This is a genomic window from Niveibacterium microcysteis (assembly GCF_017161445.1).
Lineage (GTDB): Bacteria > Pseudomonadota > Gammaproteobacteria > Burkholderiales > Rhodocyclaceae > Niveibacterium > Niveibacterium microcysteis.
In genome coordinates, this window is record NZ_CP071060.1 from 1585631 (window position 1) to 1598972 (window position 13342).

10 protein-coding genes are annotated in these 13342 nt (G+C 64.2%); 5 read left to right on the forward strand and 5 right to left on the reverse strand.

The annotated features are described in order from the left end of the window. Window positions 1-234 precede the first annotated feature (234 nt). Window positions 235-1401, forward strand: a complete 1167-nt coding sequence (locus JY500_RS07305; RefSeq protein ID WP_206255763.1) for an MFS transporter — start codon at window positions 235-237, stop codon at window positions 1399-1401. A 13-nt stretch (window positions 1402-1414) separates the two neighbouring features. Here JY500_RS07305 and JY500_RS07310 read toward each other — a convergent pair whose 3' ends face one another. Then, window positions 1415-1885, reverse strand: a complete 471-nt coding sequence (locus JY500_RS07310) for a DUF4124 domain-containing protein (protein WP_172204187.1) — start codon at window positions 1883-1885, stop codon at window positions 1415-1417. A 100-nt stretch (window positions 1886-1985) separates the two neighbouring features. Between JY500_RS07310 and recQ the strand changes: the two genes are divergently transcribed. From recQ to JY500_RS07325, 3 genes are all read left to right on the forward strand, one after another. Further along, window positions 1986-3815, forward strand: coding sequence for a DNA helicase RecQ (gene recQ, locus JY500_RS07315; RefSeq protein ID WP_206255765.1), 1830 nt, complete (start codon window positions 1986-1988; stop codon window positions 3813-3815). Window positions 3816-3838: 23 nt separating this feature from the next. After that, window positions 3839-4315 (forward strand): DUF456 domain-containing protein, encoded by a 477-nt coding sequence (locus tag JY500_RS07320; RefSeq protein WP_206255767.1) that lies wholly within the window; start codon window positions 3839-3841, stop codon window positions 4313-4315. A 257-nt stretch (window positions 4316-4572) separates the two neighbouring features. Next, window positions 4573-6996, forward strand: coding sequence for a carbohydrate-binding module family 20 domain-containing protein (locus JY500_RS07325; protein WP_206255768.1), 2424 nt, complete (start codon window positions 4573-4575; stop codon window positions 6994-6996). A 154-nt stretch (window positions 6997-7150) separates the two neighbouring features. Here JY500_RS07325 and JY500_RS07330 read toward each other — a convergent pair whose 3' ends face one another. Further along, window positions 7151-8092, reverse strand: a complete 942-nt coding sequence (locus JY500_RS07330) for a hypothetical protein (protein WP_172204195.1) — start codon at window positions 8090-8092, stop codon at window positions 7151-7153. Window positions 8093-8336: 244 nt separating this feature from the next. On the opposite strand from JY500_RS07330, the gene JY500_RS07335 reads away from it, so the two are divergent. Further along, window positions 8337-9587 carry a beta/gamma crystallin-related protein gene (locus tag JY500_RS07335; RefSeq protein ID WP_206255770.1) on the forward strand — a complete coding sequence of 417 codons (1251 nt, stop codon included), beginning with the start codon at window positions 8337-8339 and terminating at the stop codon, window positions 9585-9587. Between the two features lie 15 nt (window positions 9588-9602). Here the strand turns inward: JY500_RS07335 and JY500_RS07340 are convergent, their stop codons facing one another. From JY500_RS07340 to JY500_RS07350, 3 genes are all read right to left on the reverse strand, one after another. Further along, window positions 9603-10295: a DUF3047 domain-containing protein gene (locus JY500_RS07340; RefSeq protein WP_206255772.1), complete on the reverse strand. Its 693-nt coding sequence runs from the start codon at window positions 10293-10295 to the stop codon at window positions 9603-9605. A gap of 99 nt (window positions 10296-10394) precedes the next feature. After that, window positions 10395-11948, reverse strand: a complete 1554-nt coding sequence (amaB, locus tag JY500_RS07345; protein ID WP_206255774.1) for an L-piperidine-6-carboxylate dehydrogenase — start codon at window positions 11946-11948, stop codon at window positions 10395-10397. 12 nt (window positions 11949-11960) lie between these two features. Next, entirely contained in the window at window positions 11961-13082 is a 1122-nt protein-coding gene (locus JY500_RS07350; protein ID WP_172204471.1) for a saccharopine dehydrogenase family protein, read from the reverse strand. Between the last annotated feature and the right edge of the window lie 260 nt (window positions 13083-13342).

A 13342-nucleotide genomic window follows, 5' to 3' on the forward strand; every position in this document is an offset into this window, starting at 1 on the left:
AGGAAACGCGCCGCAATATATCCGCCTCGCATGCCCCTGTGGTGACAGGCTTTGAGGGCCTGTTGCGCTGCTGCCAGCGCACAAAATTCCCATACCGACCGGTATGGTGAAACGCATGGCGCAGGGGCGCCGACAGGCCATTGCTGTACCCTCGGCCTCGGCAGCGGGTGCCGGTTGTTACGGCGTTGCAACACGTCGCGCCAGACTCGCCGTGTGGCGCTCTACAATCGAGTGGTGCGCCCATCCCGCCTGCCCAAGCCGCTCTTCCCGTTGATCGCGATCATGCTGTTCGGCCATGTCGCGGTATCCGGTGGACGGGTCGCATCGTCCGTGTTCGTGCTGCAATCGGGCGCAGGCGAATCTGCGGTTGGTTTGCTGATTGGTCTCTACAGCGTTGTGTCGGTGCTGCTTGGTTTGCAGTTCGGTCGCTGGAGTGACCGCTTCGGTCCGCGCCGCGTGGTACGTGGCGGCTTGTTGTCGATCCTGGTGGGCATCTTGCTGCCGGTGTGCTGGCCAGCGCTGCCATCGATGCTGGCGGGCGCGGTGTTCTGCGGCACCGGGGTGACGGTGGCCTCCGTGGCGATACAGCATGCGGTCGGCGGCTTGCCGATAGAAACCACACAGCAGCGCGTTGCGCTGTTCGGCTGGCTCACGCTGGGGCATTCCACTTCGTCAGTGCTCGGCCCGTTCATTGCCGGGGCGATGATCGATGCCGCCGGATTTCGCGCGGCGTTTGCCGTGTTGTGCATGGGCACGTTGCTGGCGCTGTTGCTCACACGCAGGGTCGCCGATACACACGGCGATGAAGCCATGCCGCCGCAAAGCCAGCATGCCCAGGGGTGGCGTGGTCTGCTCGCTGACCCATGGCTGCGAACCATCTATCTGCTGACCTCGGCCAACGCTGTGGCGTGGGATGCCTTCACCTTCCTCGGGCCGGTGCTGGGGCACCGCGCCGCGCTGAGCGCGACGGCGATCGGCACGATGATGTCCTGCTTCGCGCTGGGCACGTTCGCTGTGCGCGCCGTGATCCCGTGGGTGGCGCACCGCCTGGGCGAATGGCGGATGTTGGCGGCCGCTCTCGCGCTAATCGCCTGCGTGTGGGCACTGCTTCCGTTTGCGCGCGCGGGTGCGCCATTGTTTCTGCTGGCTTTCCTGCTCGGCTCCGGCGTTGGTTGTGGTCAGCCTAACGTGCTGTCATTGCTGCATCGGTTCGCGCCGGCGGGGCGGGTTGGGGAGGCGATTGGCCTGCGCTCGCTGTTCGGCAATCTGTCGGGTGTTGGCGTGCCGTGGCTGTTTGGCGCGACCGCGGCGATAGCGGGCTTATGGCCGGTCTGCTGGCTGATCGCAGGCGCTGCGGCAGTTGCGTCGATGCGAGCGCGTCGCGGGGCCCAGCTGGGCTGAGCGCACTAGGCGGTCAACAGCCTTTGGCGCGCATGTGCTCCTTGAGTTGTTCGAGCATCGAGTCGCCGACGTCGCGTACGAAGGCCGGCTCATCGCGTGGCCGGCGCGTGATGGCGCGCTCGGTTTCCTCTTGATACTGGCGCATTGCCGTGCAGCCTGACTGCTCGATCCGGCAGCCTTTCTCCCTGGCCTCGCTCAGCGACGCCGATGACGACAGGTTGCGACAGGCCGCGCTGGTGGGCCCGTATTCGTCGGCAAGGCTATTGCGGCGGCTTCGTGCAGGTGCAGTGGCAGAGGGCTCGCGCGTGGCCTGGACGGGCGTTGGTGTGATACCGCCGGGCTTTACGACATCGACGGACTGCGCGCTTTGCCTGGGTGGTGGAACGTCGCTGTAGTGGACCTTGCCCTGCTCGTCGGTCCATTTGTATAGACCTGCGTGAGCCGGCAGCGAGAACAGACAGAGGAGCAGGGTGGCGATTCGCATGAGTGTTTGGCACGTTGGAGGCCCAGGCATCTTAGCCGCGCGGCACGCCACCTGATTGACCGGATCGGGGCAGCGGCGGCGGGTCGTTATAATTGGCCCGATGCAGCCCACCCTCGACGCCGCGCCAGCGGCACCTGCGCTCGACACCCTTCGCCATGTCTTCGGCTACCCGGCCTTCCGCGGGCAGCAGCAGGCGATCGTCGAGCATGTAGCAAACGGGGGCGATGCCCTGGTGCTGATGCCCACAGGTGGCGGCAAGTCCTTGTGTTACCAGATCCCGTCACTGCTGCGCGAAGGCTGCGGCATTGTCGTCTCGCCACTGATCGCACTGATGCAGGATCAAGTCAGCGCGCTGAAGCTGCTCGGTGTGCGTGCTGCCTTTCTGAACTCGACGCTGGAGCTCGAGCATGTGTCGGTGATCGAGCGCGAGTTGCTTGAGGGCGAGCTGGACATGCTCTATGTGGCGCCGGAGCGCCTGATGACGCCGCGCTTCCAGCAATTGCTGGGGCAGGCGCGGATCGCGCTTTTCGCGATCGACGAGGCGCATTGCGTATCGCAATGGGGGCACGACTTCCGCCCAGAGTACATCCAGCTCTCGGTGCTGCACGAACGCTTCCCGAACATTCCGCGCGTCGCGCTGACCGCCACGGCGGATAACGCCACCCGCGCAGAGATCATCGAGCGCTTGCAGTTGCAGCACGCCGAGGTCTTCCTCTCCAGCTTCGACCGTCCGAACATCCGCTACACGGTGGTGGAGAAGGACAACCCGCGCAAGCAGCTGCTGCGATTCATTCGCAGCACGCACGAGGGCGATTCCGGCATCGTCTATTGCCTGTCGCGCAAGAAGGTCGAAGAGACCGCGAAGTGGCTGCGCGGGGAAGGGCTCAACGCCTACCCGTACCACGCGGGGCTCGACGCCGAAACGCGGGCCACGCACCAGAACAAGTTCATCCGCGGTGATGGCGTGATCATGGTTGCGACCGTTGCCTTCGGCATGGGCATCGACAAGCCCGATGTGCGTTTCGTTGCGCATCTGGATTTGCCCAAGTCGCTTGAAGCCTACTATCAGGAAACCGGCCGTGCGGGGCGCGACAGCCTGCCAAGCAACGCATGGATGGCCTACGGCTTGCAGGACCTGGTGCTGCAGCGCGAGATGATCGAGCAATCGCAGGCGCCAGACGAAGTGAAGCGGGTTGAGCGGCAAAAACTTGACGCGCTGCTCGGCTATTGCGAGGCGCCCGCCTGCCGGCGCGAAGTGCTGCTGCGCTATTTTGGCGAGACTTCGTCGCCCTGCGGCAACTGCGACATGTGCCTGACGCCGCCGCAAACCTGGGATGCATCCGTCGCGGCGCAGCAAGCGCTGTCGACGATCTATCGAAGCGGCCAGCGGTATGGCGCTGGCCATCTGATCGACATCCTCCAGGGGCGTGAGACCCCCAAGGTGGTCGAGCGCGGCCACCAGCATCTGACCACCTTCGGTATCGGCAAGGCGGTGAGCGACGTGCAGTGGAGCTCGCTGCTGCGCCAGATGGTGGCGCAAGGCTTGATTGGCGTGAACGAGCACGGCGGCTTGCTACTGTTGGAGCCGTGCCGGCCAATTCTGCGTGGCGAGGCGGAGTTCATGGCACGCAAGGTGCGCGAAGCGACGCCGGGCGGTGCCACCAGCGTGCGCAAGGAGATCGAGTTCGAGAGCGACGAGGCGCGTGCCTTGTGGGCCGCGCTGCGGCAATGCCGACGCAAGCTGGCCGAAGAGAACAACGTTCCGGCATACATCGTGTTCGGCGACGCGACCCTCAAGCAAATGCTGGAGCGAAGGCCGGCGAGCCTCGCCGAAATGTCGGAGCTCTCCGGCGTCGGCGACAAGAAGCTGGAGCGTTACGGCGAAGAGTTCCTCGAAGTGCTCAAGGGCCATGCCCGCCAATACGGCTGACGAATTCAAGCAAAGGAACGGACATGGAATGGCTGTGGCTTTTGGCGATCGCGCTGATGTTGATCGGAATTGCCGGCGTGGTGCTGCCGGTTCTGCCGGGCACGCCGCTACTCTTTGCGGGCATGCTGTTGGGTGCCTGGCTGGACGATTTCGGCAAGGTCGGTGTTATCGCGGTGGTGGTGCTGGGTGCGCTGGCGGTGCTCGCCTGGGCGATTGATTTCGTCGCTGGCATCCTTGGAACGAAGCTGGTTGGCGCCAGCGGTTATGCGATGGCGGGCGCCGGAATCGGAGGGCTCGTCGGGCTCTTTGGCGGCATTCCGGGGCTGATCCTGGGGCCCGTCATCGGCGCGGCGGCAGGCGAGCTCTATGCCCGCAAGGATGCGCAACAAGCGGCCAAGGCGGGTGTTGCTGCTGGGCTTGGTTTCGTCGTCGCCATGGCAGCCAAGTTGGGTATCACGGTCGCCATGATCGGCGTATTTCTCTTCGCGTACTTCGTTTGACACAGGCATTTCAGCGCTGAGCTGCCTGTCTCCCACGTCATCACCGCTTCGCTGCACGCCGCTTGGCGCAAGGGGTTTCGCTGGGATGACTAGGGAAAACCCTTAAAACGTCAGATTCAGCAATTTCCGACTAATTCGCTGCTGGCGGCACCTCCAGAATCCGTTTGGCATGTGCAAGTGCACCTGTCGAACCCTCACCGACTTTTGGCCTGGAGCCCCCATTCATACTCCGGGCCGGAGTTGTTTCTGGAGCAGGAATGACTTCTTCGACTCTTGGTCGCCGTTGCGCGATCTGGCTGGCGCTCGCGGGTGCCGGACTCTCGCTGGCCCCGGGCGCATGGGCTGCTGACTGGAAGCCGGGCGTACCGCGCACGGCCTACGTCAATCTATTCGAGTGGAGCTGGGCGTCGGTGGCGCGCGAATGCGTGACCGAACTGGGTCCGAAAGGCTATGCGGCGGTGCAGGTGTCGCCCCCGCAGGAGCATGTGAAGGGTACCGAGTGGTGGACCCGCTACCAGCCCGTGAGCTACAAGCTGGATTCGCGCAGCGGGAATCGTCGCGAGTTCTACGCGATGGTGCAGATCTGTAAGGCAGCGGGCGTGGACGTCTACGTCGACGCCGTGATCAACCACATGGCAACGCCGCCTGCGACGACGGCTGTGGGTGTCGGTGGTTCCAGCTACAGCAGCTACAACTTCCCGGCTGTGCCCTATACCGCCGCGAGTTTCCACCCGAAGTGCACGATTGCGTCGACCGATTACGATGGCAATCGCAACAACGTGACCCAGTGCGAAATGCCGGGCCTGCCGGACCTGGATACCAGCAACCCGGCGGTGCAGGACCGTATCGCGGCCTACATGAAGGACCTGCTCTCGCTTGGCGTTGCGGGCTTCCGCATCGATGCCGCCAAGCACATCAAACCCGACGAGCTGGCGGCCATCAAGGCGAAGGTGCCGGGCTCATACTTCCTGACGCAGGAAGTGATCAAGGACGGTTCGCTGTACGACTCGGGCGACATCAACCGCTACCCGGAAATCGGGACGGTGAACGAGTTCAGTTACGTCTATGCCATGAAGAACATGTTCATGAATCTTTATGGCTTCAACCTCTCGCGCATGCCGGAAGCGTTTGCCAACTGGGGCATGTACCCGAGCAGCAAGGCCACGGTGTTCGTGAACAACCACGATACCGAGCGCAAGTACTGCGACAAGTACGCGCCGGGGGCCAATTGCGATTCGATGAACACCTTCAACGGCGACAAGCTCTTCCTCGCCAACGTGTTCATGCTCGGCTATCCGTACGGCTATCCGCAGGTGATGTCGGGCTATCACTTCAACAGCCACGACATGGGTCCGGTTGGTCAGCCGTACAAGGGCTTCGAGCTGGTGCCTTCGAACTGCAGCAGCGACCCGACCGCCACCGGCAAGTGGGACTGCGTGCACCGCGACAAGCGTGTGGCGAACATGGTCGGCTTCCGCAACTACACCGCCGCTTCTCCGCTGCTTTACTGGGCGGCTGATGGCGCGAACCGCATCTCGTTCAGCCGTGGCAACAAGGGTTTCGTCGCGATCAACAACACGACGGACGCATGGAGCAAATCGTTCGCGACCAACCTGCCGGATGCAACCTACTGCAACGTGGTGGCGAGCGGTGCGCCGGAAACCGGCATCTGCCCGGCGAGCGCGCAGGTGAAGGTGGTCAACGGTCAGGCGACGCTGAATATCGCCGCGAACAGCGCGGTGGCGCTGCACTTCGGCGCGATCGTGCAGCCGCTGACGCTGAAGACCCTGCCGGCCCGCGTGCCGGATAGTCTGAACGTCGCGCGTAACCAACTCGTCACCTCGGCAGCGCTGCGTTACCTCGACTACAAGCCGGCGACGATCTCGGTCACCAACGGCCAGTTGAGTGTGAATGGCGGGGCGTTCGTGAGTGGTCCGGCAACGATCCAGCCGGGTCAGGTGTTCCGTCTGCGTACCGCGGCGGCTGCCACCGATCACACCGTGAAGCTTGTCGGTGTCACGATCGGCGCGCAGAGCGGTGTGTGGAAGGTCGCTACGGCGGGCAACGTGTGTGTCGAAGCCTACTGCCCGACCAAGGCACCGCTTGACTACACGCCGTCATCGATCACTGGCGGCCAGCCGGTCACGCTGTACTACAACGGCACGCTGGCCAACAGCGCCGCACTGACGCTGCGTTGGGGCTACTCGGGCTGGAACAACGTGACCGACACCGTGCTGACCAAGCGCGGCGACGGTTTCTGGTCCGCCACGATCACGCCGCCGAGCAATGCGAACGCGATCAACTTCGTCGTGACCGACGGCACCAACTGGGACAACAACGGCGGCAGCAACTGGAATCTTCCGGTGACGCCGGCGGTGGACACCTCGGTGACGGTTAGCTTCAAGGTGACGGCTGAGACGGTGTGGGGCGAGAGCGTCTACATCGTTGGCAATACCGCGGAAATCGGCAACTGGAGCACCAACGCTGACAGCTTCCGCCAGTGCTCGCCGACGGCCTATCCGCAATGGACCTGCGTGATCAAGTTCCCGCAGGGCGGTGTTGGTATCGAGTACAAGTACCAGAAGATCGGTAACGGCAACGTGACTTGGGAAAACGGTGGCAACTACGTTTACACGCTCCCGACCGCGAATGCGGAAGTGGATAACGGCAGCTTCCGTTAAACCCTTCTGAAGTACCCGCGCCGCGAGGCGCGGGTAAGAAAAAGGCCGCCCTGACAATTGTCGGGCGGCCTTTCTTATTGATGGCGCGCGTATCTGGCGAGCGGCCGGCTATGGTGTCGTAGCTGAAAGCTGATGCCGAGCCGCCGGTGCTGCGTCAGCGAGCGATTTGCCAGCCCTTCGCGAGGAAGAGTTCAAGGTAGTCGTCGGGCACGAACAGGCGGTCTTCCGGGTTTTCGACGGTGTAGTAGCGCTGCGGATCAATCAGCAGGTTGTCGGCTTTCGAGAGATCGATCACCCAGCGATTGGGCGCCTTACGCTGCGTGAGGTAACGCAATTCGAAGGCCTGCAGGCGCAGGGGATCTTCGGTATCGAACACACCGACGCCTGCTTCACGGTTGGCGCGGAACCATTCGCGCGCTTGTTTGAGGCGGTTGTCGGTTTCTGCGATGCGCGCCTGGCTGCCGGGGATCGGCACCGCGTCGCGCAGGGCGCCGATTCGCCGCCACGGCGCTACGTTGGGCCAGATGAAGTAGGGCAGTGCGAGCCCCTTGAGCATCATGCGGTGGTTGTAGGTGGGCGGGCGATCGTCCGATGCTTCTTCCCGGTTGATCCAGCCGAGCAGGCGGCCGTAGCTGTCCATCACTTCGCGCGAAAAGCGTACGTAGAAGCGGAACGCTTCCGGCGTCAGGCCGGTGCTGGCGAGGTCCGACGCGATTTCGCCTTCCAGCCCGCGTTCAGCGGCCTCGGCGTGCCGGTGGTGATTGGTGGCGCAGCCCGGCCCGACGCGCGCCGCGATATAGTCACGCAGGCCCGCGTCGAGGTCGATCGGCGGCAGATGCGGCGCGAACGGATCACTCAGGAAGGCTTCCCACGCCGGATGGTCGGTACGCACGAAGGCGCTGGAGCCGGGCAGCGGAAGGCTGATTTCCGGCGTATCCACGCCGAGGAAGCGCACGGCGAGATTGCCGAGCGGGCGCACCATCACCGTATCACCGTCATGTACCAGCGTGCGGACGCTTCCAATACCGCCGCCGTGTCCGCCGAGGCCGACATGGCCCACCGTGATGTTGCCGATTCGTTCGATTGCCTTGCCCATGTTCTCCCCCGGAATACCTGGTGCCGATGCTACGTGATCCGCAAGCCTAGCGCCCGAAGCTCAGAGAGCCATGCGCTGGATCAATTTTGCGCCGCAGCAAATTTGGCCTGCACGCCAATGCAGCGTCCGCGCACGCTTGTTCTGCGATCGCGCGGGCGGCAAACTGCCACGCGGCTACGATGAGCCGAAGCGGCATCGTATGCAAGTCAGCCCAAGTGGCAGGACCCAGAAGATGGAGAAGCGAATGCGTTACAAGCGGATCGGCGTACGGGTGATGGTGGCATTTGCGGGGGGCATTGCGTCGGCTGCGGTGTTGGCGGGTCTTCCCGCAGTGAAAGTGTGCGCAAATGCGAACTATCACTCGCCTTGTACGACACTCCGGCAACCGTACCGCGATCTGTCGGAGCTGGGCTTGGCAAACGCGATATCGAGCTTTTCGATCGAGTCCGGCGCCTGGCTCATGTGCACCCGCCGCGACTTTCACGGCGTCTGCCGTGTGTTCGACGAGAGCGAACGCGACCTTTCCGGCTCCCAGTTTCAGGACAGCATCGTCAGCTTGCGTCCGATGAGTGAGGGCGGTTGGGATGGCGACGGCGCGCATCGGGACGAGGGCTCCGCTGTGCTGTTCGAAGATGCCGATTTCCGTGGCCAGCGGATCGCGGTGACCGATCACGAACCGGATCTGGCCCGACGGGGTTTCAACGACCGTGTCTCGTCGGTCCGCCTCGACGGCGGTCGCTGGCAGCTGTGCAGCGATGCAGGCTTCCGCGGGCGTTGCGTGACGGTGGATGGCAGCGTGAACAATTTCGCCGATATCGGGCTCAACGATCAGATCTCCTCGCTCCGCCGGCTCGGCGGCGATGACGGGGGTGGAAACCAGTGGGGCAACGCCGGCGGCGATGGCGATGACGGTGGCGATCCCGATGTGGCGGTGCTTTACGAAGACGCCAATTTCAGCGGCCGCCAGATCTCGGTGACTGAGGGCGTGCGCGATCTCGGCCGCTGGGGGTTCAATGATCGGGTCTCGTCGGTCCGTCTGCAGGGTGGGCGTTGGCAAGCCTGTACCGATGCGGACTTCAGCGGCCGTTGCGTGGTGCTGTACGGCAACGTAAAAAACATCGAACCACTCGGCATGAACGACCAGATTTCGTCGATCCGCCGCATGCATGACGGGGGCAATCAGGGCTGGGGGGGTGGAGGCGGCGGTTGGTCGGGCAACGACGGCAACTTTGGCGAGCGCCCGCATGACGCTGCCGTGCTTTACGCCGACGCCGACTACCGCGGGCGACAGCTTCGCATCGTGGGCGAGGTTGCAGATTTGTCGCGCCTCGGATTCAACGACCAGGTGTCGTCGATGCGGATGTCGAGCGGGCGCTGGGAGGTGTGCTCTGATGCCAACTTCCGCGGCCGTTGCCAGGTGGTGAGCGGTAATGTCGCCAACTTTGATCGCAGCGGCATGAACGACCGCATCTCGTCGGTGCGGCAGCTGCAGTGATCGGGTCGTGCGTGGTCAGCGTTCGTCGAAACCGATGTCGCCGTACCACGCATCCACCGTCTCGCCGGTGTTGTCGGTATCCGTGAGCACGCCATAGCCGGTCAGGCGGACCGGGCTCTCGCCAAAGCTGTGCCGATAGTCCTCGACCCAGTTGCGCGTAGCGCTCTGCCACACGCCGCCCGGGCCGTTGGCCACGACGATCATCTTCACGCGGCTGGTGTGGGGATTGTCGATCACGGTGCCGATCGGGTCGCGGTTTGACCAGATGTACATCAGCGTGGCGTAGGCCATTTCGCGGCCAGCGAGTTGGCTGCCGATGGCGAGCGCGGCTTGGTCGAAAAGCCCGAGCGAATTTCGATCGCCATCAAAACTCAGCACCACCCGCGCCGCCGCGTCTTCGCGTGTGCCGACACGGTTATCGGCATGCTCCAGCGGATGGGAGATCTTCCATCGCCAGTGGATGATCGGCCGTTTGATCCAGTCCGCAGGCGGCTCGTGTGCCAGCGCGAGCGCGGCCGATGCCGCATGGGCGTGAATCACCGCTTTGCCACCGTCGTGTTCGAGGCGGTACTCGGTCGGGCGTTTGTCACCGGTCAGCGCAATGCGGTGCCAGTCGCCGGGCAAGGCGCCATCATCAGCGATGCTCGCATGCACGCTGTCGAGGCCCAGCAACAGGCTTGCAATGCTGATGATCAGCTTCTTGCGCACGTGGTGTGCATCCTGGCAAAACCGGCATCGTAAAAGAAAGAAGGGGTCGCCGTAATGGCGACCCCGAAACCACAGGTGCTACTGGGTGATTCCGATGCTTCAGACGTCGAAGCGGATCCCTTGTGCCAAGGGCAGCGCATCGCCGTAGTTGATCGTGTTCGTGGTGCGGCGCATGTAGGCCTTCCACGAATCGGATCCGGACTCGCGGCCGCCGCCGGTCTCCTTCTCGCCGCCGAAGGCGCCGCCGATCTCGGCGCCTGAGGTGCCGATGTTCACGTTGGCAATGCCGCAATCCGAGCCGGCCGCCGCCATGAAGCGTTCTGCCTCCTGCATGCGTTCGGTAAAGATTGCGGACGACAGACCTTGCGGCACGCCGTTGTTCAGCGCGATCGCTTCGTCCAGTTCGCGGTAGGGCATCACGTAAAGGATCGGGGCGAAGGTCTCATGGCAGACAACCTTGAGGTTGCCAGGCACTTCGACGATGGCCGGTTGCACGTAGAAGCCGCCGGCCGGCAGGTTGTCGGTGATGCGCTTTCCGCCGCAAACGATCCGGCCGCCCTGGGTTTTCGCGTCGTCCAGCGCGAGTTGCATCGCTTCGAAAGCGGCGGCGTCGATCAGCGGCCCGACCAGCGTGCCTGGCACGCGCGGATCGCCCACCGGCAGGCTCTCGTAGGCTTTGATCAGCTTGGGCATCAGCGCGGGCAGCACCGATTCGTGCACGATCAGGCGGCGCAGCGTAGTGCAACGCTGGCCAGCGGTACCCGCGGCGGCGAAAACGATGGCGCGGAGCGCAAGATCCAGCCGCGCCGAGGGTGTGACGATCATCGCGTTGTTGCCGCCCAGTTCCAGCAGGCTGCGGCCAAGGCGTGCGCCCACCGTGGCCGCGACACGCTTGCCCATGCGTACCGAGCCGGTCGCCGAGACAAGCGGTACCCGTGTGTCCGCGGCGATCGCCTCGCCCACGTCAGCGAGGCCCACGACGAGTTGCGACAAACCCGCTGGCGCTTCATCCATCGACGCAATCGCCTGCCCCACCAGTGTCTGCACGGCGAGCGCGCAGAGCGGCGTTTTCTCGGAAGGCTTCCAGATCACCGAGTCGCCGCAGACGAAGGCGAGCATTGCGTTCCACGCCCACACCGCCACCGGGAAGTTGAACGCCGTGATGACGCCGACCGGGCCGAGCGGCAGCCACTGCTCCATCATCCGGTGGTCCGGCCGCTCGCTGGCGATGGTGAGGCCGTGCAATTGGCGCGACAGCCCGACGGCGAACTCGCAGATGTCGATCCACTCCTGCACCTCGCCTTCGGCTTCGGCCGGGATCTTGCCGGCCTCCAGCGTGATGATGCGGGCGAGTTCGCGTTTGTGCTGGCGCACCGCCTCACCGATTCGGCGTACCAGCTCACCGCGGCGCGGCGCGGGCGCTGTGCGCCAGGCCATGAAGGCCGCCTGCGCGCGCTCGACCGCCTCGGCGGCGAGCGCGGGGTCGGCCAGCAACTGGCTGCCCAGCGGGGCGCCATCGAGCGGGCTTTTTAGCGCGCGGGTGGGCGCCCCTTCCGGGAAGCGTGCTTCGCCGTCGATGATGGCGGCGGGGTAGGTGGAGCCGCGCACCGGCGGCTGAACGCCGGCGAGCACCGGCAGGGTGTTGTCAGTCATGCAGCGTAGTCCTCAAAGCGTCACGCGTTCGGCGTGATGCGATTCGGTGGAGTAGTAGCGGCCGAAACGGTTGGCCAGGAAGTGTTCGAGGTCAACCTGCTCCTGCCGCACGAAGCCCTTGTTTGGCAAGCGGCCCTCACGGTGCAGATCGACCGCGGCGCAGGCGCCGGCCGCGGTGGTGAGTTGGATCGAGCTCCACGCTTCGCCGAACAGATTTTGATGGTAGATCTTCCGGGCGTCGGTTTCCTGCCAGTAGTGGCCATCCTTCCAGCCGGACACGGCGCAGTACACCAGCACCACATCCTGCTTGGTGATCGGCAGGGCGGACTCCATGATCTCGCGCAGCTCGTGGCGGCGCTCAAGGCTGTGGCCCATCTTCAGCCCGTTGATCAGGAAGTCCATCAGGTACTGGTGGCCGGGGTAGCGCACGGTCTTGTAGTTGAGGTCGTTGATGCGGCCTTCCAGGGTTTCGCACAGCGTGCCGAGCCCGCCCGAGGTATTGAAGGCTTCGTATTCGAGGCCGTCGAGCGAGAAGCGCTCGAGCCCTTCGAGCGCCAGCACTTCCATGCGGCGCCCCTTGTGGATCACTTCGCAGGGGTTGCAGTACTCGTTGATGACCCCATCGGTGGACCAGGTCAGGTTGTATTTCATGTGGTTGTGCGGGTACTGCGGCAGCGCGCCGACGCGCATCTTGATGCTGTCGAGCCGGTCAAAGCGGCGGCTCATGGCGTGCGCAATGATGCCGATGAAGCCTGGCGCCAGCCCGCATTGCGGCATGAAGATCTGGCCGTCGCGCGCATCGGCTGAATACTGTCGCACCCGACGCGTCGTTTCGACATCCTCGGTCAGATCAAAGTACGAGACGCCCGCGTCCAGCGCCGCTTGCGCGATCGCCGGGTTGACGTCGAACGAGCACGCCGAGAACACCGCGCGCTGACCGACCAGTGCCTGGCGCAACTGCTCGGGTGCAGACAGGTCGATCAATTGCGTCGCCACATGAAGTTGCTTGGCGAGGCGCTCCAGCGTGACGGGATCGCGATCGGCGACCGTGACCTGATAGTCGCCGCTCATGTGCAGCAGTTTTGCGATGGATGCGCCGATCTTGCCGGCGCCGAGGATCAGAATCGGATACATCAAGTGTCTCTCTCCGTTGTGGGTTGGAGGTGCGCTGCCTTGATGGCAGTCGTCAGTGCTCAGCGCGCACGGTTGTGCCGTGGGCCGAATTCTTGTTACCGATGGGTAAAGCAGAGCCCGCTGTTTGCCGTGGTGGCAGGCGTGTGCCGGCCACAAGGCGATCGGGATGGAAAGGCGTTTGAGCTTGGCGGGCAGAGAGCCTGCCGGATGAAAAAAGAAGGGCGGACGCGCAGCCGGGCAAGCCGGTACTCGTACGTACA